The sequence below is a fragment of the Actinoplanes sp. TFC3 genome (genome assembly GCF_001553785.1).
Classification (GTDB): domain Bacteria; phylum Actinomycetota; class Actinomycetes; order Mycobacteriales; family Micromonosporaceae; genus Actinoplanes.
Genome location: NZ_LOJP01000001.1, coordinates 2,109,143 through 2,131,783, shown reverse-complemented (window position 1 = coordinate 2,131,783; position 22,641 = coordinate 2,109,143). Strand labels below are relative to the sequence as shown.

Genomic DNA, 22,641 nt, shown 5'->3' with positions numbered 1-22,641 from the left:
GCTCAGTCCACCTTCACCTTGAGCACGATCTTGCGGTCCCGGCTCAGGCACGGCTCGTTCCACGTACCGTCCGGCAGTTTTTGCTGCGAGCACTGGGCGTCGCGCTCGCCCACCCCACCGGCGCTGACCATGGCGAAGCCCGCCCGGTGCAGCACGTCGGCAACGTTGTCCGCGCGGTCCCGCGAAAGCGTCAGGTTGTGCGCGGCAGTGTCGCGGGCGTCGGCATGCCCGACGACTTCGATCTGCACGGCCGCGGGCAGCTCCTTGACGCGCCGCTCAATCAGCGCCGCGCCCTTCTCGTCGATCACGGCCGAGCCCGTGGCGAACAGGCTGTCAACCGGGAACACCAGCTCCAGCGGGGCCGGCGGCGGCGCGGTGCCACCATCGGCCACGAACGTCACCGCCGGATCTTTGGTGGCAGCGCGGGCGCCTTGAGAAAAGGCCAGAGGGTCGCTGGAGATCTCGCAGCTGGCCGCCTTGGCCACCACGCAGACGCTCTCCCAGAGCCGGCGCAGGAACTCGACGCCGCCGGTGGGCGGCACGCCGTCGGCAGGGTGCCCGATACCCAGCATCACCAGGTCGGTGCCGCCCAGCGCAACCGGCCAGTCCGACTGCCCCGGGCACCTGGCCACGATGGTGTCTATCCAGCGCAGCTTGCCGGCCGGACCGTCGGCCAGGTTGACGCAGCCGGTGGTGCTGAGCCCGTCGGTGGCCAGCACCACGGTCCGGCGGGTGGCCGCCTTCCCCGCTCCGGCGCGGACCTGCAGGGCACCCTCCACATCGGTGTTGTCCGTGGCCGGTGCGGTCGCCGCAGCCCGGTCCACGGCGTCACCCAGGCACGTCACGAATTGCTCGGTCTGGATGCCCTGGTTGACCGAGCGGCCAGCGGTCAGCGCGGCGAACTTGTCCTGCGCGGTCCAGCGCACCGACGCCGCGGACCCGTCGAACGAGCCGATGTTCACCACATCACCGCGGCCGATCGCGCCCACCACGTGTTCCTTGAGCGCCGCGCGGTAATCCGGCGCCTGGCTCGCCCCGCGCACCGACGCGCTGACGTCGACCAGCATCGTCGTCACCCCGGCGGCGGACCGCGCGTCGTCGATGCGGTCCAGCGGCGCGCAGGCCCGCGTGGCCGGCGGCTTCTCCTCTGACGAGCAGCTACCGGCAAAGGCGAGCAGCACTGCGCCGATCACCAGCGCCCTCATCGCGACGGCTCGCGCATCGGTGGGTCCATCATCTGCTCGACCAGCTCGCTCTCCTCGATGTCGAGCTGACGCTGCAACGCCACGATCGCGTTGGCGTACATCTCGGCGAACTCGAAGAGCCCGACCTGCTCGTGATCCTTCACCGAGCGGTCCAGCACCTCGACCAGCTCCAGCACGGACTGCCGGCGACGGTCGGCGAGCCGGCCGACGACCGTGGCGAACCCGGGGTCGCTGAGCTGGGCCGCGTGCACGGTGACCACGCCGGCGCGCAGGTCGAGCAGCACCCGCCGCCAGCGTTCCACCATTTCCTGGACGCTGCCGGCCCGCTGCAAGCTGAGGATCCGCTCGCTGTCCAGATCGATGGACCTGAGGGCGTACGGGGTCAAGTGCTCCTGAACCCGAGGATCCGGCCACACCCGTACGGTCGGAGTGCACTTGATCGTCCCGTAATCGGTCTCGTAGCACCAGCTACCCAGCGACCGCCGGATCGCATCCTCGGCCGCCGCCGCCTCATGCGGGCGATGCCGGCGAGCCTCCCGCCACACCCGCCGGCGCAGATCCTCGGCAACCGTGGCCGACCGCTCCCCGGCCTGGCGCACCAACTGGTCGTAGCTCATCGCCCGCGTCGACCACTCGATGTCCGCGTAGACCCGGAACTCGTAGACATCGCCGCAGGCCAGCGCGATCACCGGCTGGTCCGGGGCGGGCGTCTGATGCCGGGCCTCCTCGGTCGTGGAGCCGGTTGAGATCGGTTGGGGGCGGCCGGTGAAGAATTTCTTGACGCTCTGCCAGAAGCTCATCGCTCGTCTCCTCGTTGCCAGGGGGTGCTCAGCAGCCGGTCGGCGGTGGCGCAGTCGCGGGCCCAGCGCCGGATGGTGAACCGCCCGGCCCGGGCCAGCCGTTCGTCGCCGAGGACCCGCGCAGCCAGCCGCACCACCAGGTCCTGCAGCTCGGGGTCGGTGTCGGCGTACTGCAGCCAGGTGTGCAGGGCGGCCCAGGCCCGGAACTGGGTGGTCGGCCCGCCGAGCGCCGAACGCCACAACCGGACCAGCGACATCGGGTCGCCGGCGGCCAGGTCGGCCAGCAGCCGGGGCCACTGCTCGCGCGGCGCCCCCGCGGGCAGGTCGGCGAGCAGGATCAAGGAACGTGACGCGTGCACCCGCACCCGGGGTTTGTCGTCACCGCTCCACTGGATCAGCGCTTCCCGGGTCTCCTCGGGGAACCGGGGGTAGAGCAGCCGCATCGCCATGGCCACCGAGGCGCTGCCGGTGAGGTCGTCACGGGCGGCCAGCCTGCCCAGGTCGGCCAGGGCGTCGCCGAGGAACGCGGTGCCGTACCGGGTGCCGCAGGTGCGGGCCGCGGTGTCGTGAAGGTACGGGTTGGTGCTGCGAACCCAGTCGCGTACCCGCCCCCGCAGCCGGCCCAGCGACCGGTTGTCGGCCAGCGCGATGATGTCGATCGCCCACGCCGCAGCCTGCCGCTCGGCACCGTTCGCCGAGCGGGCCCACGGACCGATCAGCTTGCGCCACACCTCTTCGAAGTCCAAGGTGGCCAGCCAGCCGGCGATCTGGGCCGCCCGCACCCGGATGCCCAGCCGGTTGCCGGTGACAAGCTGGTCGAGCCAGAACTGCAGCGGCGTGCGGACCCCGTCGAAGTCGTTCCACACCACGTCGAGCACCTGCAGGGTCATCCGCGGATCGGTGAAGCGGACCCGGCGCGGATACTCGTCCGGGTCGCTCTGCACGACCGCCTCGCCGTCCGGCACGCTCAGCATCCGCTCGATCCCGGCGTCGAACACGATGCGCGAGGTCGCCTCGCCGCCGTTCTCCTCGATCCACAGGATCTGCAGCAGCAGCGACCCGACCTCGAAGACATCGGCCAGCGCGAACCCGTCGAACGCCGCGTAGGCGATCTGCACGGCCTGGCGCCGGGGTGCGGCCTGCGGGTCGTTGGCGTCGGCCTCCGATCCGGCCCGCACCAGACTGGCGGCGATCTGCCGCAACCGGATCCGGGCCCCGCCCAGCGCCCGGTCGAGGTCCTCCTCCGTGCGGTTCCAGCCGGCCAGCTGCCGGGCCAGGTCGGCCACCGAGGCGGGCAGCGGGTCGGCGTCGAGCTGCCGGATCACCTTCTCCTGGCGCAGGCAATCGTCGACGAACGTGCGCCAGCAGGACCGATCGCACGTCTCACAACCGTCCTTGCAAAGCTGACGCCGGTCGAGCTCGGCCATGAGATGACGCCGCAGCACGGCGGTGGGTCGCGGTGGATCAACCACTATCTCGTACGGCCGCAGCTCCGGATCCGCCGCCGGAGCCCGATCGCCGAGGATCACCAGGTGCGTCCGCGCCCGTTCGGCCAGACTGCGGAACGTGGCCAGCAGTGCCCCGCTCACCGTCCCGGGCGTGCTCAGCTCGAGGATCACGCCGTGCCCGGCCCGCAGCAGCCCCGGCTCGTTGACCAGCGCCGCCAGCGTCACATCGGGCTGCGGCACCTCCACCCCGGCCACCCGGTTGTCCCCGGCCACGCTCGCCAGCAGCATCTCGGCGAGCCGCTTGCGCCCAGTTCCCCGACCGCCGCGCAGAAAGAGCAAGGAACAGGCCGCAAGCGTTTCCCGGTACGCCCAAAACTCCGCCGGCTTGACAAACGTCTCCCGCGCTTCCTTGATCCATCGGGCATCCCGCTCGTACTTGAGCGCGATGACCTGCTTGCCGCCGGGCAGGTTGATCTGGATGGCGATGGCGTTCTCCCCGATCGCCGCGCTGCCCCCGCCGACCCAGGTCCGGTGCGTCTGCTCGGTCACCGGGTTGTCCCGCGAGTTCCAGCTCTCATCCTCCCCGGCCGCCGCCTCGCCGCCGCGTCCACCGCGGAAGTCCCTCAGCCCGCCGGCCAGATCCTTGTCATCGGCCGCCTCCTCGGCGGACTGCTCCCGCGCGCGGGCCTCCCGGCCGTTGCCCGCAGGCTCCTGCCGCTCCCCTTGCGGGCGCCCCTCCCCGGCCGGCTCCTGTTCTCCTGCGGCCTTCTCTTGTGCTGCCGGCCCTTGTGCTGCCGGCTCGGGCTGCTCGGGTGCGGCCGCGGTTGCGGGCCCGGTGTCCGGGCGGTCCGGCTCGACCGGCTCGGGGGCGGTCATGACGGCTCACTCCCCCAGCTCACCGCGGTGGGCCGGTCCCCGACGGCGTTCGTGCCGCCCTCGATCTCGGTGTGGTACTTCGCCCCCTCGCTCGGCTTCTTCTTGGCCGGTTTCTTCTTCACCGGTTCAGCCTTCGCCGGTTCCGGGGCCGGCTTCTGCGCGGCCGGGGCGTTGGGTTCGGCGCCGGTGACCACCGGAGGTTCGTGATGGGGTACGTGCAGCCAGCCGGTCGCCGGCCTGCCCTCGATGCGTGTGCGCACCCGGCGGAACCGGCGGCTCTCCAGGCCCATCGCGTGGTGGGGCACCGCTCGCTCGTACGCGGCGTCCGAAATCATCGCCACGACCTGCGCCGCCGGAACCGCGTCGAAGGCCTCGTACGCCGCATTGTCGTCGCGCAGCCGGGCGGCCATCACCAGCGCGTCACCGCCGCGGGGCATACCGTTGTCCACCAGCACGTCGCCGAAGGCCACCCCGACGCGCAGCAGCAGCCGGTGCTCGACGCTCTTGTTCGCGTTGTAGCCGACCAGCGCCGCGTGCAGTTCAGGCAGGAACCGGGCCAGAATCCAGGCCCCGGGTATGCCGGACAGCGCGACTGTCACCTCACCGTCACCGCGATTGCTGCGCACCCACTGACCCGGATAGGGCGACGCCTCGATGATGGCGGTCACCGCGTTCTCGGTGGCCGACAGGAGCTCGTTGTGCCGCGTGTAGCCGCCGGCGCTGGAGCCGACGATGTCGTACGAGATGGCTGTGGCAGGGTTGGGAAGCAGCTCGGTCATGACCTTCCACCTTGATCGCTGGGAGACCGGATTCCACTGTGGGGACGTGCCGGTTATCGATGCGAATTGATCTACGTCAGGTGATGCAAAGTTGTGCGCCCGGCCACCTCGGCCAGCGCGTCGAGGTCGCGGATCACCACGGCCCGGTGCCCGGTGGTGATGCAGTCGCGCCCGGCCAGCTTGCGCAGCGCCCGGTGCACCGAGACGGTCGCGGCGCCGATCATCTGACCCAGTTCGCGCTGGGTGCAGCGCACCACCACCGGGCCGGGCCGGCGTTCCCGTTCCGTCAGGGCCATCGAGAACAGCGCCGCCGCGAGCCGGGCTTCGACGTCGAGCGCCGACTCCATCTGCCGGGCGTCCGCGGCGCGCAGCCGTTCACTGAGCAGCCGGGCCACGTGCCAGAGCACGCCCGGGTGGTTGTCGAGGAACCGGCTGAACGCGTCGCGCGGCAGCCGCAGCCCGCTGACCAGGCCCACCGCCACGACCGAGGCCGAGCGCAAACGGTTGTCCAGGAAGCCGAGCTCGCCGAGCAGCTCACCGCTGGCCCGCACCGCGATGCGCTGGGCCGGCCGGTCGGCGCCGGCCATGACGATGCGCACCCGGCCGGTCAGCAGCACCAGGACGTCGCGGCTTTCGTCGCCCTGGCGCAGCAGGAAGCTGCCGTCGCGGAACTCCTCACGCCGGCCGAGCTGGAACAGCCCGGTGCGCTCCGGCTTGGACAGACGCCCGAGGAACGTGCCGGGCGCCCATTGATCGGTGGTCATCGGGGCCTCCTTCGGGTAGCCGCCAGCGCGGCCCGGCGAACGGTGCCGCCGGGCCGGCGGGGCGTGTGATCAGCGGTGAGTTAGAGCGAGGCCGCCATCATCAGGACGACGGCGAGCGGGGCGAAGATGGCGCCGAGCTTGGCGTAGCGGTACTTGAGCACGGCGATGCGGCTGAGCCAGCACAGTTCGGTGACCATGCCGGGCATCGCGTCCTGGGCGGCCTGCTCCACGAGCTCGCGGACCCGGTCCGGGTCGCCAATCCGGCTGACGTGGCCGAAGTAGGCGACATGACGAAGATCGCCACTTCCGGACGTACGGGGGAAAAGAACCAGGACCAAGGCGACCACCGCGACCACCGCAGCGGTTGTGCCGAAGCTCGCCGTCCAGGCGGGCAGCGCACCGCCCTGCCACGGCGTCGAACCGCGCGCGGCCCAGGAGGCCAGCATCGCGGTCATCGCCGCACCCAGCGCGGCCAGCCACTGCGCGGCCTTGGCATCGGCGCGGCGCAACTCGTCGCGGGTGTCGGTGACCAGCCGCTCGATCAGCCACAGCGGTCCCCGGGTGATGTCGGCGGGAAGAACTGACGGGATCATCTCGGCCTCCGGGTGTAGCAGCGGTGTACTTCCGATGGTGGGCGTCAGCGTCGGAGCTATCGACGTCACTCGTTACGGAGGATCTGTCGACAACGACACAGAAGCGGCCAGCGACCGCAGCAGATCGGGCTGGCGCACCACGATCTGGCGGCGCCGGGTGATGACGATGGCGCGCGAGCGCAGCAGCCGCATCGACCGGGCCACCACCTCGCGCGAGACCCCCACCGCCGCGGCCAGATCCTGCTGGGACAGCGGCAGCCCGATCAGCACCCCCTCATCGGTGGGCCGGCCATGGCGTTCGCAGAGTTCGTGGAGTATGGCGAAGAGCCGGCTGTCGCCGTTGCTGCCGCCGAACTGGATCCGGCGCTCATCGGATTCGCGCAGGTTGGCGGTCAGGTGCCGCAGCAGCGCCTCGGCCAGCGACCAGTCGGCGCGCAGGCAGGCCTTGAACCGCTCGTCGGCGATCAGCACAGCGGTCACCGGGGTGAGCGTGGTGACAGTGCCCAGCCGGGGCCGGGCGTCCAGCGCGGACAGCTCGCCGAGGATGTCACCGGCGCCGCGGATGGCGAGTACGGCTTCCCAGCCGCGCCGGGTCGTCGCGGTGACCTTCACCCAGCCGGATTCCAGCACCACGACGTGCCGCGACGGATCACCCTGATGCACCAGGGTCGCGCCGCTGCGGTAGCGGCGTTCGTCGCCACTGGACCGCAGTGCCGCGTAGGTCGGCGCGCTCAGGTGCGCCGCGAAGCTCCCGGGCTCCGGCTCGAATTCACTGCCAGCCATACCCGGGTCTGACGGACAGCTACGCTCAGCAGGCCATCATCTCCGGGGTCACGGCCGCCTCGGTGTCGGGGATGCCCAGGTCACGGGCCCGCTTGTCGGCCAGGGCGAGCAGCCGGCGGATGCGCCCGGCGATCGCGTCCTTGGTCAGCGGCGGGTCGGCCAGCGCGCCCAGCTCCTCCAGGCTGGCCTGCCGGTGCTCCAGGCGCAGCCGACCGGCCGAGGTCAGATGGTTGGGCGCCTCAGTCTCCAGAATTTCCAGCGCACGGGTGACCCGGGCGGCCGCGGCCACCGCGGCGCGGGCCGAGCGGCGCAGGTTGGCGTCGTCGAAGTTGGCGAGCCGGTTGGCGGTGGCGCGCACCTCGCGGCGGACCCGGCGCTCCTCCCAGGCCAGCACGCTGGAGTGCGCGCCGATGCGGGTCAGCAGCGCGGCGATCGCGTCACCGTCCTTGATCACCACCCGGTCGACCCCGCGTACCTCGCGCTCCTTGGCGGTGATGCCGATACGCCGGGCGGCACCGCGCAAGGCCAGCGCCGCCTCCGGGCCGGGGCAGGTGATCTCCAGGGCGCTCGACCGGCCCGGCTCGGTGAGCGAACCGTGCGCCATGAACGCGCCACGCCAGGCCGCAACCGCGCAACAGACGTTGGCCGAAACCACGTGCGGCGGCAGGCCCCGGACCGGACGGCCGCGGACGTCGAGCAGGCCGGTCTGACGGGCCAGCGCCTCGCCGTCCTTGACGATGCGCACGATGTAGTGGCTGCCCTTGCGCAGACCCCCCGAGGCGAGCACGTGCACCTCGCTGGGGTAGCCGTACACGTCGTGGATCTCGCGGCGCAGCCGACGGGCGACGGCCCCGGTGTCGAGTTCGGCCTCGACGACCACCCGGCCCGAGACGATGTGCAGGCCTCCCGCGAAACGCAAAAGGGCGGCCATCTCCGCACGGCGGCAGCACGGCTTGGGCACGTCGACCCGGCTCAGCTCGTCCTTGACCGCTGCCGTCATCGCCATCTCGAAGTCACCTCATGCTTGTTTCACGGTCTGGTTACGCTTTTTCTGGCCGCTTACGCTTTCGTGCCGGCCGCGACACGCCAGTTGCTTAACGATCGACGCCGAGGACCGGCACCAACGCTGTACCCAACGACTCAGGATCATGCCGGGGACTGCCGTCATCGCGGGCCAGCGGCGCGAGCACCAGCCGAGCCCCGAGCGCCTCGGCGGCCCGGTGCACCGGCTCCGGCTCCCCCACCCAGGCAGGGTCGGCGAGCACGGTGTCCACGCGCAGCTCGGCAAGGTACCAGTGCAGCGCAGCCAGATGGTCGGCCACGGACAGCCCCGCGGTTTCGTTGTCGGCGGCAAGGTTCAAGGTCACCAGCCGCCGCGCCGGGCTCGCCACGATGGCCGCGGCCAGCTCCGGCACCAGAAGATGCGGAAGAACGCTCGTGTACCAGCTCCCCGGCCCGAAGATCAGCCAGTCCGCCTCCGCGATGGCGGTCAGCGCCCGCGGGCACGCCGGTGGAGACTCAGGCACGATCCGTAACGCCTCGACATGACCGTTGGTGACGGCCACAGCGTGCTGACCGCGGACCGTGACGACATCCTGGGGACGCGCGGGATCTCCGCCGCGCACCTCGGCTTCGATCCCCACGGCGTGCGAGGCCATCGGGAGAACCCGGCCTTTGGCGCCGACCATCCAGGCGGCATGCTCCAGGGCTGCGACGGGGTCGCCGGTCAGCTCCATGAGGCCGAGGAGAAGAAGGTTGCCGACCGCGTGCCCGGCCAGCGGGTCGTAGCCGTCGAGGCGCCGCCCGTTCAGCTCGCCCGCCCCGGCTGCGGCGGCTGCCGTGGTGGCTGTCGCAATCGGGGCCGTGGTCCGGCGGTCGGGGTTGTTGACCGGGGCGAACCGGTGCTGCAGCAGCCGTACCGTCGTCTGATGGCCCGGCTCCTCATCGGCCAGCGCCGCCAGCGCCATCCGCAGATCGCCGGGCGGCAGCAGCGCATCCCGCTCGGCCCGCAGCCGCCCACTGGAGCCGCCGTTGTCACCCACGGTCACAACGGCGGTGATGTCGACGTCCAGCTTGGCCGAGCTCTTGCGCAGCGCCCGCAGCGACGCGGCCAGCCCGTGCCCCCCGCCGAACGCCACGACCTTGAGCTGCCTCCCTGCCGCCTCGGGCCGCTGGCGCGCCTCGTCCAGGGGGCGGCTCACTCGCGCCCCAGGTCCCGATGCGACGAGTGGGCGGAGAGCCGGATGTCGCGCAGGCGGGTGGTCAACTCCTCGGCGATAGCGACGCTTCGGTGCTTACCGCCGGTGCAGCCCACGGCCACGGTCAGGTAGCGCTTGCCCTCCCGCTCGAACCCCGGCGCGGTGGCAGCGATCAGGTCGGCGTAGGTGCCCACGAACGTACCGGCGCCCTCCTGCCCGAGGACGTAGTTGCTGACGCCCTCTTCCAGGCCGGTGTGGTCGCGCAGCTCCGGCACCCAGAACGGGTTGGGCAGGAACCGGGCGTCGAGCACGTAGTCGGCGTCCGGCGGCAGACCGTACTTGAAGCCGAAGGAAAGCACAGTGATCCGCAGCCGGCGCGCGTCCTCCCCGCCGAACAGCTCCTCGACCCGGCGGCGCAACTGGTTGACGTTGAGGTGACTGGTGTCAATGATCACGTCGGCCTGCTCGCGCGCCTCCTCGAGCAGCTTGCGCTCGGCCGCGATCCCGTCGGCCAGCCGCCCATCACCCTGCAGGGGATGCGAGCGCCGCACGGACTCGAACCGCCGGATGAGCACCTCGTCATCGGCGTCAACGAACACCACCCGCGGAGAAAACCCACGATCCTTGAGCGCCCGTACGGCCCCTGCCAGGTCGGTCGAGAAAGCGCGGCTGCGCACATCCAGCACCATGGCCGTCCGCCGCGCCGCACCGCCTGCCGCGAACGCGAGCTGAGCCATGTCCAGCATCAACGCCTGCGGCAGATTGTCGACGACGTAGAAGCCGACGTTTTCCAGGGCCCGGGCGACCGTACTGCGGCCACCACCGGACACCCCGGTCACCACCACGAGGTCGGTACTCTCCTCGTCCAGCGACGGCTCCGGAGCGAACTCCGGCATCGACTCGGTCACGCACTCCTCCTGCACCGCACCACGATTACTGACCTTGCCCCTCCACCCCGCCCAGCGCAGCTTTTCGCTGGCCGGAGCACCCCCACCCGCTGCCCGGACAGAGCCCGTTGCGCTGGGTGAAGCTCCCCCACCCGTGGCCCGGGCAACGGCCCGTTGCGCTGGGGTGAAGCTGCCCCGCCCGGCGCCCGCGGCCGGTAGGGACACTGCATCCTAGGCCGACTCAGCTACCCACGACCGCCGGACATGACGTCCGCTTCCCGATCACGCGTGCAGCAGCGCGGAGTTCACCCGCCCGTACGCGCCAACCGCACGACCGGGCATATCCCCCACCGCCGCAACGGCCAGCCGCCCCGCCCTATTCCAGCCCGTGCCCCACGCCATCAGCTGCGCGCCGGCTCCTCAGCCCTCGGCTCATCCACGCCCCAGCATCCGCCGACCAGCAGAAACGCCCCATCACCTGGCAGGGCGTCACCAACCAGCCCTCAGCCGCTTAGCGCTCTGCCACGTCTACGACCTCGACCAAAGCCGCCTCTTCCTGCAGCCCCTGAGCAGCGCTGCCGATCTCGCCAGCATTCGGCTCGGCAAAACGCGCCTCTCCTGATCCCGGCTCCGCAGCACCATCCGGCGCCTCCGCCACAGCCCGCCGCACCCGGTTCCGGTTGGCCCCAGCCTTCGTCCGCCCAGCCCCGCCCCCAGCCGAACCAGCAGCCGGCTCAGAGCCCCCAGCCGAATCCGAGCCACCACCAGGTTCGGAGCCGGCAAGCGCAGCCAGCACAGCCTCCGCCGTCCGCCGCCCCACCCCCGGCACCTCGGTGATCTCCTCCGGCGTGGCCTGCCCGAGCTTCTTGAGCGACCCGAAGTGCCGCAGCAGCGCCTTGCGCCGGGTCTCGCCCAGCCCCGGGATGTTGTCCAGTGCCGAGGCGGTCATCCGCTTGGAACGCCGTTGCCGGTGGAAGGTGATGGCGAACCGGTGGGCCTCGTCACGGAGGCGCTGCAGGAGGTAGAGGGCTTCGGACGTACGGGGAAGAATGACGGGGAAGTCCTCACCCGGCAGCCAGACCTCCTCCAGGCGTTTGGCCAGGCCGCAGAGTGCCACGTCCGTGATGCCCAGGTCGGACAGCACCGCGGCCACCGCGTTGACCTGCGGCTGGCCACCGTCCACGACCACCAGTTGGGGCGGGTACGCGAACCGGCGCGGCTTGCCGGTCAGCAGGTCGATGCCCGGCAGGTCGTTGGTGGCCACGTCGTCGCCATCGAGTTCGCCGGAAACCGGCACTGGCGGCGGGCCCGAGGACGGCTGCGCCTTGTAGCGAGCGAACCGGCGCCGCATCACCTCCGACATGGCCGCCAGGTCATCGGTGCCGCTGCCGTCCGGGTTACCCCGCACCGCGAAGCGACGATACTCACTTTTCCGGGCGAGCCCGTCCTCGAAGACCACCATGCTGGCAACCACGTCGGTGCCCTGGATCTGCGACACGTCGAAGCATTCGATGCGCAGCGGCGCGGAGTCGAGCCCGAGGGCCTCGGCGATCTCGTCGAGGGCCTTGCTGCGGGTGGTCAGGTCGCCGGCGCGGCGTAGCTTGTGGCGTTGCAGCGATTCGCCGGCGTTGCGGGCCACGGTTTCCAGCAGCGAACGCTTGTCACCGCGCTGTGGCACGCGCAACGACACCCGGCTGCCACGGTGCTCGGACAGCCAGTTCTCCAGGGCCGCGGAGTCCGGGGGGAGTTCCGGGACCAGCAGTTCTTTGGGTACGTCCCCCTCGCCGTGTTCGTCACCGTAGACCTGGCTGCAGAAGTGATGCACCAGGTCGCCGGTGGTCAGATCCTCCACTTTCTCCACGACCCAGCCACGCTGGCCACGCACCCGGCCGTCGCGGACGTGGAAGACCTGCACCGCGGCTTCGAGCGGATCCTCGGCGAAGGCCACCACGTCGGCGTCGGTGCCGTCGCCCAGCACCACTGTCTGCTTCTCCATCGCCTTGCGCAGCGCCGCGATGTCGTCGCGCAGCCGCGCCGCCTTCTCGAATTCGAGCTGCTCGGAGGCGTCGAGCATGTCGCGTTCGAGGCGCTTGACGAAGGCGTCGGTGCGCCCGGCCATGAAGTCGCAGAAGTCGTCGACGATCTCGCGGTGCTCGGCCGCGCTGACCCTTTCCACGCAGGGTGCTGAACATTTGCCGATGTAGCCGAGCAGGCAGGGACGCCCGATCTGCCCGGAGCGCTTGAACACCCCGGCGGAGCAGGTGCGCGCCGGGAACACCCGCAGCAGCAGGTCAAGGGTCTCGCGGATGGCCCAGGCATGACTGTAGGGCCCGAAGTAGCGCACTCCCTTGCGCTTCGCCCCGCGCATGACCTGCAGCCGGGGGAATTCCTCATTCAAGGTCACGGCGAGGAAGGGGTACGACTTGTCGTCGCGATATTTGACGTTGAAGCGCGGATCGAATTCCTTGATCCAGGAGAACTCCAGCTGCAAAGCCTCAACTTCGCTGCTGACGGTGACCCAGTCGACAGCCGCCGCGGTCGTCACCATCTGCTGGGTGCGCGCGTGCAGGGTCCACGTGTCGGCGAAGTAGGAATTCAGCCGGTTGCGCAGGCTCTTGGCCTTGCCCACGTAGATGACGCGGCCGGTGGGATCACGAAAACGGTAGACGCCGGGAGCGTCCGGGATGGTCCCCGGCGCCGGGCGGTAGCTGGACGGGTCAGGCACCACTCAACACTAGTTCCACCCTCTGACATGATTTCCGCAACCGGAGGCCCGTTGCCGCCGCCACGGCGTCGGGCCTCCGGCCTTGATCAGCTGCCCGCCAGGGCCTCCGTCGGGGGCAGGCCGGCCGCGCGCATCGATGGATAGACGCCTGCCACCACGCCGACCAGCAGCGCACCGCCCAGCCCGGCCATCGTCGCGGACAGGGGCAGCACCAGCGGCCAGTGATGGTAGGCGGCGTACCCGATCGTGGCGCAGCCGCCGAGGAAGGTGCCGGTGATCCCACCCAGAACGGCCAGCGCCACCGACTCGGTCAGGAACTGGCTGCGGATCTGACCCCGCGTGGCCCCCAGCGCCCGGCGCAGACCGATTTCGGTACGGCGTTCCAGCACCGAGACCACCATGGTGTTCGCCACCCCGATGCCGCCGACCAGCAACGCCACCGCGGCCAGGGCGAGCAGCAGCGACGAGTACGTGCTCTCGGTGGCCCGTTTCGCGGCAAGGGCCTCCGAGGGCCGGCTGACCCGCACGTCGGCGGGCTGGGCCGGATTCACCGTCGCGGGCAGCACCGCGCGCACCTGCTCCACAGCCGCTTCGTCGGAGCGCACGTACAGCGTGGTCGGACGGCCGTCGAAGCCGAGCTCGGTCTGGGCTGCGGGCCAGCCCACCAGCACCGACCGGTCGATCTCGGGGAACAGCGGGACGGCGGACAGGATCCCCACGACGGTGAACCACCGGTCGCCGATCATGACCTGCTGACCGGGTCCTTCACCACCGTCCACGCCGGTCACGCCGAGCCGGGTGGCGGCCACCGAGCCGAGGACCACCGCCGGGAAGCGGGCGGTCACCGGGGTGAGCCACTGTCCCTGGTGCAGGTGGGCGCCGACCGCGGGCAGCAGGTCGAGCCGGCTGGCCAGCACGGTCAGCCCGGAGCCGTCCTCGGGGTCCGTACGATCCGAGCGCCGCACCAGCGTATGGGTGTTCGCCACAGCGCCGACCCGGGTCACCGGCCCGATCCGCTGCACCATGCCGGCCGCCTGTTCGGGTAGCTGAGCCGGCGGCTGCTGATCCGGTGCCGCCGTCACTTGCAGCAGGTCGGTGCCCAGCCCGGACAACTCGCGCATGAGCTGGGCCTGGCTGGAGGCGGGAATGCCGGTGACCACGACGATCGTGGCGATGCCGATGGCGATGCCCAGCGCGGACAGGGCGGCCCGGACCTTGCGGGTACGGATTCCGAGCAGCCCCAGGCCCAGCAGGTCGAGCACGGCCAGCCGGACCGGGCGCGCGGCGGCCAGCGCGGCGCGGGAGGGTGCCGTCACCGGGTCATCACCGGACCGGAGTCGGCGACCAGCCGCCCGTCGAGCATCTCGACCCGGCGCGGCATCCGGGCGGCTATGGCGAACATGCCGGTTTCCACGGCGACAAGCCGGTTGCCCTCGGCCAATTGGACGGCGTACCCGCCTTCGCTGAGGGCGACCAGCGCGCCGACCGGCACGGCGAGCACGTCGCGGTGGGTCTCCCCGGCCAGGTCGACCTGCACGGCGGCCGCGTCGAGGCCGCTGAGACCGCGGTTGCCGGTGACCGTGACGGTGATCGCGCGCTGCGGCGTACCGGATGAGCCTTCCTCCTCGACCGTCGTGGCGATGGCGGTGACCTTGCCGGGCACCGAGGTGTCGCCGGGCAGCACGACGGTGACCGGATCGCCCTGCTCGATGGCGGCCGCGACGGCGGTGCCGGCCTTGGCGGTGATCACCTTCGCGGTCGGGGTGACGGTCAGCAGCGGCGCGGCCGCGGCATCGCCTCGCTGAGCGGTGAGCGAGTCGACCCGCACGGCCGCGGCTAGCACGACGACGTCGCCGATGCCGATGCGGCCGGTCACCGGAAGCCGGAGGTCGCGCTGCCAGCGCCGCAACGCCGCGATGAGCGACCTCGTCAGCACCCCGTCACCCTTGTGGACCTCGGTCCACGTCGTCACCGGTTGGGGCGTCGGGGACGCGGCCGGCGACGGGACCGGCGAGGGAGCCGGCGACGGGGTGGTCATCGGTACCCGCGAGCCGGCGGCGGGCTGGCGGCCGATGGAATAGCCCAGCGCTTGGAGGTTCGCGGCGAGCACGCGCACGTCGCGGCCCACCGTGCCGGGCCGGGCGAGCTCGCGGTAGAGCGGCAGGCTGCCGTAGAACAGCGGTACGGGCTGGTCGTCGACCCGGTAGAGCTGCTCACCGCGGGCGATGGGCGTGCCGGAGCGGGGCAGCCAGGTGATGATGCCGTCGCGGGCGCCCTTCACCGGCTGGGCCTGGCCGTAACCGAGGGCGCCGGTCAGCGAGGTGGTGACCGACAGGTCGGTTCTGACGATGACGGCGGACTGCACCGCGACCGGCGCCCCGGCGGTGACCTTCGGGGTGCTGCGCCGGCTGTTCCAGACGACGCCCGCCGCCACGGCCAGCAGCACCACGAGCAGCCCGGCCGTCCCGGCGATCCGGCGGCGTCTGCGGCGCGGTGCCGGTGGGTCAGTTGTCATGCTGGGAGATCATGCTGAGCGGTTGTCAGAAAGCGATCAGATCGATGGATCTTGACAGGATGCTGACACCGGTCGGTGATCGTGGTCGGCATGTCTCGAACCACTGCACGCCGTCCCACCATTGTGGCGCTCGCCGTCGCCTGCCTGCTCGGTGGCTGCTCCAGCCCGGACAACGACACCACCAGCGGCAGCCCGCAGATCGCCACCCTGCAGAGCACGCCCCCAAGGCCCAGCCCTCCGGTGACGGCGAGGACCGGCGCCCGCTGATCCGCCTCGACGCCAGCGACGAGGAACGGGACGCCCTGGTGGCGGCCTGGGACAAGTGCGTGACCGAAAAGGGCGGACCCGGTTACGAGCAGGCGAAGGTCGTCTACCTCAAGATCAAGCAGGGCGACAAGAAGGCCAAGGAGGTGCAGGCGGCCTGCCATCCCGTTGAGCCGGAGACGTACGAGGACCGGCAGCTACGCACCGATCTGCCGGCCTTCAAGGACAACCAGCGCGAGTTCTACAAGTGCGCCCAGCGGGCCGGCTACAAGCTCACCGCGCCCGACCCGGAGACCGGTCAGTTCGGTCTGACCGAGGTGGGCCCGCTGGGCGACTGGGGATCGGACAAGATGCAGGAGTGCCGCCGCGAGTCCTTCAAGGAGTGACCGGCAGGCGCAGCGTCATCGTGGTGCCCTCGCCCGGCCGGCTCAGCGCGGTCAGCGTGCCGCCGTGCGCCTCGGCAAGCTGGCGGGCGATGGGCAGTCCCAGACCGCTGCCCCCGGTGGCCCGGGCCCGGGAGGTGTCCGCGCGCCAGAACCGGTCGAAGATGCGCGGCAGGTCCTGCTCGGCGATGCCGATGCCGGAGTCCTGCACGGCGACGAGAAGCTCGGCACCGGCCACCGTGGCGCTCAGCGTCACGGCGCCGCCGGCGGGGGTGTAACGGATCGCGTTGGACACCAGGTTGCCGAGAAGCTGACGTAGCCGTACCGGATCCGCAGTGATCTCAGGGTCGCCCGCCACCTGTGCGGTCAGCGTGATCCGGCCGTCGGCCGCGGCGGTGAGGTGCGAATCGCGCACCTGGGTCACCAGGTCACGCAGACACACGCGTTCGGGGTGCACGCGCAGGTTGCCGGCGTCGGCGGCGGCCAGATCGCCGAGGTCGTCGATGATGTGGTGCAGCAACAGCGACTCGTCGTGCAGCAGTTCCAGCAGGGCCGGCCCGGACGGGACCACGCCGTCGCGGGCGGCCTCCAGCCAGCCGCGGATGTTGGTCAGCGGCGTGCGCAGTTCGTGGGCGACGTCGCTGACCATGAGCCGGCGCTGCGTCTCGGCTTGGTCGCGCCGCTCGGTGAGGTCGTTGAGGGCTCGGGCCAGGTAGCCGATCTCGTCGTCGCGGGCGACCGGCATGGGGGCCCGGTGCTCGTCGAGCGGGCGCATGGCCGCCTCGGTCAGTGCCCGCAACGGGCGGACCAGCCGGCGCCCGGTCAGCACGGTGAGCACGAGGGTGGCGAGCAGGACCGCGCCGGTGACCCAGGCGATGCGCAGCACGTTGGCGCGCGACAGGCTGAACACCGGCTCGTCCGCCGCAGCGGCCGGGCCGGTCACGAACAGCAGCGCGGGCGGCGGCACGTACGGACGCAGTTGCTGCACCCGGGCCTCGGCCAGGCAGGACTTGACCTTCGGCATCCCCCGGGCCCGGACCACGTCCGAAGCCTTGAACGAGTAGTCCGGGAAATGACCATCTCTTCCCTGCCGTTGAGACCGAGGCATCGCTGGGTCAGCCCGGCGAGAGCCCGCAGAGCGCGCTCCTCGGTGGGCGTCACGATCCGGCTCTGCCCGGTGCACTGAGCGGCGACCCCACCCGGGGACGGGGTCAGCACCTGCACCACGGGACGGCCGGCCGAGGTGTCCACCAGTTGGCCCTCGCCGCCGGTCCCGGTCAGGCACTGCAAGTCCTTCTCCGCGGCCAGGCGCAGCTTGGCGTGTTCTGCTTCCGGCAGCCGGTACGGCCCAGCGACGCGCGCATCGATGCGCTCGGCCCCGCCGGTGAGCCCCTGGTCGAGGTGCAGCGGGTCGACGGTCGCAGAGGCTCGCGCAGCGGTCGGCGGCTCGCCCTTCGCGGAATCGGCGATGACCTCGCGGTCATCGGTGAGCAGGGTGATCCGCCGGTCGATCTTGGCCGCCCGGGCGTCGATCAGTGGCTGCACGCCGGTCCAGTCGCGGTGCGTGGCGGCGTAGCCGATCAGCATGTCGTAGACGCTCTTGTCGTCGGCGAGCGAGCGGCCCTGCTCTTGCCGGATGGCCCGGCTGGTGGACTGCACGGCGAGCCAGGCTGTGGCGGCGATGGCGGCCAGCGCGATCAGCACCGAGGTGGCCAGCAGCCGGACCACCAGGCTGCGGCGCAGCGGGACCCGGGTCAATCGGAGCCGCCGGCCAGCTTGTAACCCACGCCGTAGACAGTCACCAGCCGGGCCGGTCGGCGCGGGTCAGGCTCGATCTTGCGGCGCAGGTTCATCACGTGCATGTCGATGGTGCGCACCGTGGAGTTGCGGTCGATGCCGCGGGTGTGATCGAGCAGTTGGGCGCGGGTGAAGACGCGGTCCGGCGCGCCGGCCATGGCGGCGAGGATGGCGAACTCCCCCGGTGTGCACTCCACCGGTTCCCCGGCGCAGGCGATGCGGTGCCGGGCCGGGTCGATGGTCAGCGGCCCGACCGTCAGCACCCCGTCCTGCGGCTGCGGGGCCGCTCGGCGCCGCCGCAGCAGGGTACGGACCCGCGCCGCCAGTTCCCGGGGGCTGTACGGTTTGGTCAGGTAGTCGTCGGCTCCCAGGTCCAGGCCGAGCAGCAGATCCTCCTCGCCCGAGCGGGCGGTGAGCATCAGCACCAGCACATCGCTGTCACGGCGCAGCGCCCGGCACACCTCGAGTCCGCTGAGCCCGGGCATCATGACATCCAGGATCAGCAGGTCCGGAGGCTGCAGGCGGGCCGTGCTGAGCGCCGAGTGACCGTCGTGCACCACGACCACCTCGTGGCCCTCGGCCCGCAGGTACTGGCGCAGCAGCTCGGCCTGCCGGCGATCATCTTCGGCAACGAGGACATGGGCGCACACGACGGCGACTATAGGTCGGTCGCGGGCTGCGGCGGAGTTCTACGGCAAAGCTGACAAGATCTTGAAGGTTGGCGACGGGCAAGGACCGGCCCCGCGCCCGGCAGGGTCAGCGAAGGGCCGGTCCCCAGCCCTCATGCGGAAACGACGTTGTCGCCGTCCACCTTGACCTTGGTCTCGGCCAGCGCCTTGGTCGCCGGGCCGCCGGTGGGCGAGCCGTCCTCGATGGAGAACGTACTGGCGTGGCACGGGCACTTGATCTGGCCGTTCTCGACCTTGTTGACCGGGCAGCCCTGATGCGTGCAGATCTTGCTGAACGCCTTGTACGTGCCGGCCTCGGGCTGGGTGATGACGTAGTCACCCTTGATCACGCCGCCGCCCTCGGGAACGTCGGCAACCGCGACAAGCGTTGCTCCGCCGCCGGAGGAGTCGCCGCCGCCCTTGGGGCCCGCGGTGGAGCTGCCAGCCGGGGCCGGGTCGTTGCTGAAGTCGCCGCCGTTGGCCCCGGTCGTGCTGGAGCTGGTGGAGGAGTCCGTACCGCAGGCGGCCAGAAGGCAGCCGGCGCCGAGCGCTCCGGCGCCCACGAGCACGACGCGCCGGGAGGTAGCCGCGGCGTTGCCGGCCGGCTGCTCGCCGGTGCCCGTGAGGTCGGTGTCGGGCCTCGTCTGCACGTCAGTCATCTGTTGCCAAACCCTTCGAAGTACCCGCTGTTCCGCGTGATGAGGTCACACGGCGTTGCTTGTATGTACGCGCGGCCACCCGGTGTGGTTCATGGCCGCAGCCGAAATTATCAGCCGTAACCCCTGGTTTCCGGCGCGTTCCGGTCCCACCGCAACCACGCGCGCCCCGTTTCCGCAGGTGGCGGGCGGGGCGCGCGTCGTCGCTGTGAGTTACCTGTGGCCTTAAAGTATTAGCCTCGAGGGGCGACCTCAGGCGGTGACCTTGGCCCGCGAGCGGGGGGCACGCGGCTTGGCCGTCTTCTTCGCCGGGGCGGGCGAGCCGTTCGCCTTGGCCGCCCGGGCCGTGGCATCGGCGTTGCCGCCCGGCTCGCCCTCGAGGCCGAGCATCGGGCGCAGGTAGCGCCCGGTGTGGCTCTCGGACACCTCGGCCAGCTCCTCGGGCGTGCCGGTGGCCAGCACCTGACCGCCCTTGTTGCCGCCCTCGGGACCCATGTCGATGAGCCAGTCGGCGTTTTTGATCACGTCGAGGTTGTGCTCGATGGTGATCACCGTGTTGCCCTTGTCGACCAGGCCGTTGAGCACCAGCAGCAGTTTGCGGATGTCCTCGAAGTGCAGCCCGGTGGTCGGCTCGTCGAGCACGTAGACCGTGCGCCCGGTGGAGCGCTTCTGCAGCTCAGAAGCGAGCTTGACGCGCTGCGCCTCACCACCGGACAGCGTGGGCGCGGGCTGGCCCAGCCGTACGTAGCCCAGGCCGACCTCGACCAGCGTCTTGAGGTGGCGGTGGATGCTCGTGATCGCCTGGAAGAAGTCCGCAGCCTCCTCGATCGGCATGTTGAGCACCTCGGAGATGGTCTTGCCCTTGTAGTGCACCTCGAGGGTCTCGCGGTTGTACCGGGCGCCCTTGCACACCTCGCAGGGCACGTACACGTCGGGCAGGAAGTTCATCTCGATCTTGATGGTGCCGTCGCCGGAGCAGTTCTCGCAGCGCCCGCCCTTGACGTTGAACGAGAACCGGCCGGGGCCGTAGCCGCGCACCTTGGCCTCGGGGGTCTCGGCGAACAGCTTGCGGATGTTGTCGAACACCCCGGTGTAGGTGGCCGGGTTGGAGCGCGGCGTGCGCCCGATCGGCGACTGGTCCACGCCGACAACCTTGTCGACGTTGTCGAGCCCGGTGATGCGGGTGTGCCGGCCCGGCACCATCCGCGCGCCGTTGATCTGGTTGGCCAGCACCGTGTAGAGGATGTCGTTGACCAGCGTCGACTTGCCCGAGCCGCTGACCCCGGTGACCGCGATGAACTGCCCCAGCGGGAACGGCACGGTGACGTTGCGCAGGTTGTGCTCGCGCGCACCCTGCACGACCAGTTCCCGGCCGGTCGTCTGCGGGCGGCGGATCGGCGGGGTCGGGATCTGCTTGCGACCCGACAGGTAGGCCCCGGTGGGTGACTGCTTGTTGGCCAGCAGCCCCTTCACCGAGCCGCTGTGCACGATGTTGCCGCCGTGCTCGCCGGCGCCGGGGCCGATGTCGACGATCCAGTCGGCGGTGCGGATCGTGTCCTCGTCGTGCTCGACCACGATGAGCGTGTTGCCCAGGTTCTTCAGGCGCACCAGCGTCTCGATGAGCCGGTGGTTGTCGCGCTGGTGCAGGCCGATCGACGGCTCGTCCAGCACGTAGAGCACGCCGACCAGCCCGGAGCCGATCTGGGTGGCGAGCCGGATGCGCTGTGCCTCGCCGCCGGACAGGGTGCCGGCGCCGCGGTCGAGCGACAGGTAGTCCAGCCCGACGTCGACCAGGAACTGCAGCCGGGCGTTGATCTCCTTGAGCACCCGCTCGGCGATCATCTTCTGCCGGTCGGTGAGCTCCATGCCGGCCAGCAGCTCGGCGCACTCGCCGATGGACAGGTTGCACACCTCGGCGATGCTCTTGCCGGCGATGGTCACGGCCAGCACCTCGGGCTTGAGCCGGGTGCCGCCGCAGGTCGGGCACGGGATGTCGCGCATGTAGCCCTCGTACTTGTCGCGCGACCAGTCGCTCTCGGTGTCGTTGTGCCGGCGTTCGATCCACTGGATCACGCCTTCGAAACCGGTGTAGTACGAGCGTTCGCGGCCGTACTTGTTGCGGTAGCGGACGTGGACCTGGTCCTCGGAGCCGTACAGGATCGTCTTCTGCGCGCGGCTGGGCAGCGCCCGCCACGGAGTGTCCAGACTGAAGCCCTCGGCCTTGCCCAGCGCCTCGAGCAGCCGCAGGAAGTATTCCAGCGTCGAGCCACCGGACCAGGGCTGGATCGCGCCCTCGCGCAGGCTGCGCTCCTCGTCCGGGATGATCAGCTCGGGGTCGACCTCCTTCTTGGTGCCCAGGCCGGTGCACTCCGGGCAGGCGCCGTAGGGCGCGTTGAAGGAGAAGACCCGCGGCTCGAGGTCCTCGATCGCCAGCGGGTGCTCGTTGGGGCAGGCCAGGTGCTCGGAGAACAGCCGCTCGCGGTTGGGGTCGTCCTCGCTCAGGTCGACGAAGTCGAGCAGCAGGATGCCCGCGGCCAGCCCGAGCGCGGACTCCACCGAGTCGGTCAGGCGCTGCTTGCTGGAGGCCTTGACGCTGAGCCGGTCGACCACCACCTCGATGGTGTGCTTCTCCTGCTTCTTCAGCTTCGGCGGGTCGGACAGCGGGTGCACGACGCCGTCGACGCGGGCGCGGGCGTACCCCTTGGCCTGCAGTTCGGCGAACAGGTCGACGTATTCGCCCTTGCGGCCGCGGATCACCGGGGCGAGCACCATGAACTTGGTGCCCTCCTTCATGGCGAGCACGCGGTCGACGATCTGCTGAGGGCTCTGCTTGCTGATCCGCTCGCCGCAGACCGGGCAGTGCGGGATGCCGGTGCGCGCGAACAGCAGGCGCAGGTAGTCGTACACCTCGGTGATGGTGCCGACAGTCGACCGCGGGTTGCGGGACGTCGACTTCTGGTCGATCGACACCGCCGGGGACAGGCCCTCGATGAAGTCGACGTCGGGCTTGTCCATCTGCCCGAGGAACTGCCGCGCGTACGAGGACAGCGACTCCACATAGCGCCGCTGTCCCTCGGCGAAGATGGTGTCGAACGCGAGGCTGGACTTGCCCGAGCCACTGAGCCCGGTGAACACGATCATCGCGTCGCGAGGCAGGTCAAGACTGACGTCACGCAAGTTGTGCTCGCGTGCGCCACGAATGATCAATCGGTCGGCCACAGCCAGCCACTCCGTAACGTCAAGACAATAGGCGCCAGCACCCTAGCGCCGGGGTACGACATGTTTTCGCCGTCGGAGTAC

At 70.9% G+C, this 22,641-nt stretch carries 19 protein-coding genes and 1 pseudogene; 2 read left to right on the top strand and 18 right to left on the bottom strand.

The window, feature by feature from the left end; genetic code table 11:
* Positions 1-2 precede the first annotated feature (2 nt).
* The 13 genes and pseudogenes from TFC3_RS09755 to TFC3_RS36885 form a co-directional block, all read right to left on the bottom strand.
* Entirely contained in the window at positions 3-1,205 is a 1,203-nt protein-coding gene (locus TFC3_RS09755) for an OmpA family protein (protein ID WP_067498413.1), read from the bottom strand.
* Complete coding sequence (locus tag TFC3_RS09750; protein WP_067498411.1) at positions 1,202-2,005, bottom strand: hypothetical protein; 804 nt, start codon at positions 2,003-2,005, stop codon at positions 1,202-1,204. The genes TFC3_RS09755 and TFC3_RS09750 overlap by 4 nt, the downstream gene beginning before the upstream one ends.
* A complete protein-coding gene (locus TFC3_RS09745; RefSeq protein WP_067498401.1) occupies positions 2,002-4,329 on the bottom strand; it encodes a hypothetical protein in 2,328 nt (775 codons plus the stop codon). The genes TFC3_RS09750 and TFC3_RS09745 overlap by 4 nt, the downstream gene beginning before the upstream one ends.
* Positions 4,326-5,108 carry a hypothetical protein gene (locus TFC3_RS09740; protein WP_067498399.1) on the bottom strand — a complete coding sequence of 261 codons (783 nt, stop codon included), beginning with the start codon at positions 5,106-5,108 and terminating at the stop codon, positions 4,326-4,328. The genes TFC3_RS09745 and TFC3_RS09740 overlap by 4 nt, the downstream gene beginning before the upstream one ends.
* Before the next feature lie 71 nt (positions 5,109-5,179).
* Positions 5,180-5,872, bottom strand: a complete 693-nt coding sequence (locus TFC3_RS09735) for a Crp/Fnr family transcriptional regulator (RefSeq protein WP_067498396.1) — start codon at positions 5,870-5,872, stop codon at positions 5,180-5,182.
* An 80-nt stretch (positions 5,873-5,952) separates the two neighbouring features.
* Positions 5,953-6,465 (bottom strand): Pycsar system effector family protein, encoded by a 513-nt coding sequence (locus TFC3_RS09730; RefSeq protein WP_067498392.1) that lies wholly within the window; start codon positions 6,463-6,465, stop codon positions 5,953-5,955.
* A 72-nt stretch (positions 6,466-6,537) separates the two neighbouring features.
* A complete protein-coding gene (locus TFC3_RS09725; protein ID WP_067498389.1) occupies positions 6,538-7,248 on the bottom strand; it encodes a Crp/Fnr family transcriptional regulator in 711 nt (236 codons plus the stop codon).
* A 25-nt stretch (positions 7,249-7,273) separates the two neighbouring features.
* Positions 7,274-8,254, bottom strand: a complete 981-nt coding sequence (gene whiA / locus TFC3_RS09720; protein WP_067498387.1) for a DNA-binding protein WhiA — start codon at positions 8,252-8,254, stop codon at positions 7,274-7,276.
* 88 nt (positions 8,255-8,342) lie between these two features.
* Positions 8,343-9,449 carry a 2-phospho-L-lactate transferase CofD family protein gene (locus tag TFC3_RS09715; protein WP_236718051.1) on the bottom strand — a complete coding sequence of 369 codons (1,107 nt, stop codon included), beginning with the start codon at positions 9,447-9,449 and terminating at the stop codon, positions 8,343-8,345.
* Positions 9,446-10,342 carry an RNase adapter RapZ gene (gene rapZ, locus TFC3_RS09710; RefSeq protein ID WP_067506330.1) on the bottom strand — a complete coding sequence of 299 codons (897 nt, stop codon included), beginning with the start codon at positions 10,340-10,342 and terminating at the stop codon, positions 9,446-9,448. The genes TFC3_RS09715 and rapZ overlap by 4 nt, the downstream gene beginning before the upstream one ends.
* 763 nt (positions 10,343-11,105) lie before the next feature.
* Positions 11,106-13,058: pseudogene (gene uvrC / locus TFC3_RS09705) on the bottom strand (excinuclease ABC subunit UvrC); the annotation flags it as partial.
* A gap of 86 nt (positions 13,059-13,144) precedes the next feature.
* Positions 13,145-14,374 (bottom strand): ABC transporter permease, encoded by a 1,230-nt coding sequence (locus TFC3_RS09700; protein WP_236718050.1) that lies wholly within the window; start codon positions 14,372-14,374, stop codon positions 13,145-13,147.
* The gene (locus TFC3_RS36885) at positions 14,371-15,573 is read right to left on the bottom strand and encodes an HlyD family efflux transporter periplasmic adaptor subunit (RefSeq protein ID WP_153040162.1); all 1,203 of its coding nucleotides are present in this window, start codon (positions 15,571-15,573) and stop codon (positions 14,371-14,373) included. Before TFC3_RS36885 ends, TFC3_RS09700 begins: the two co-directional genes overlap by 4 nt.
* A gap of 90 nt (positions 15,574-15,663) precedes the next feature.
* Here TFC3_RS36885 and TFC3_RS37885 point away from each other — a divergent pair, with 90 nt between their 5' ends.
* Positions 15,664-15,840, top strand: coding sequence for a hypothetical protein (locus TFC3_RS37885; protein ID WP_161952559.1), 177 nt, complete (start codon positions 15,664-15,666; stop codon positions 15,838-15,840).
* Positions 15,841-15,899: 59 nt separating this feature from the next.
* Positions 15,900-16,223, top strand: coding sequence for a hypothetical protein (locus tag TFC3_RS09690; RefSeq protein ID WP_153040161.1), 324 nt, complete (start codon positions 15,900-15,902; stop codon positions 16,221-16,223).
* On the opposite strand, the gene TFC3_RS39175 is transcribed toward TFC3_RS09690, so the two are convergent.
* From TFC3_RS39175 to uvrA, 5 genes are all read right to left on the bottom strand, one after another.
* Entirely contained in the window at positions 16,213-17,262 is a 1,050-nt protein-coding gene (locus TFC3_RS39175; RefSeq protein WP_236718049.1) for a cell wall metabolism sensor histidine kinase WalK, read from the bottom strand. The genes TFC3_RS09690 and TFC3_RS39175 overlap by 11 nt on opposite strands.
* The gene (locus TFC3_RS39170; RefSeq protein ID WP_236718048.1) at positions 17,160-17,978 is read right to left on the bottom strand and encodes a hypothetical protein; all 819 of its coding nucleotides are present in this window, start codon (positions 17,976-17,978) and stop codon (positions 17,160-17,162) included. Before TFC3_RS39170 ends, TFC3_RS39175 begins: the two co-directional genes overlap by 103 nt.
* On the bottom strand, positions 17,975-18,667 hold the full coding sequence (locus tag TFC3_RS09680; RefSeq protein ID WP_067498381.1) for a response regulator transcription factor: 693 nt from the start codon (positions 18,665-18,667) through the stop codon (positions 17,975-17,977). The genes TFC3_RS39170 and TFC3_RS09680 overlap by 4 nt, the downstream gene beginning before the upstream one ends.
* Positions 18,668-18,798: 131 nt before the next feature.
* Positions 18,799-19,344 carry a Rieske (2Fe-2S) protein gene (locus tag TFC3_RS09675; protein WP_067498378.1) on the bottom strand — a complete coding sequence of 182 codons (546 nt, stop codon included), beginning with the start codon at positions 19,342-19,344 and terminating at the stop codon, positions 18,799-18,801.
* 249 nt (positions 19,345-19,593) lie between these two features.
* A complete protein-coding gene (gene uvrA, locus TFC3_RS09670) occupies positions 19,594-22,560 on the bottom strand; it encodes an excinuclease ABC subunit UvrA (protein WP_067498375.1) in 2,967 nt (988 codons plus the stop codon).
* Between the last annotated feature and the right edge of the window lie 81 nt (positions 22,561-22,641).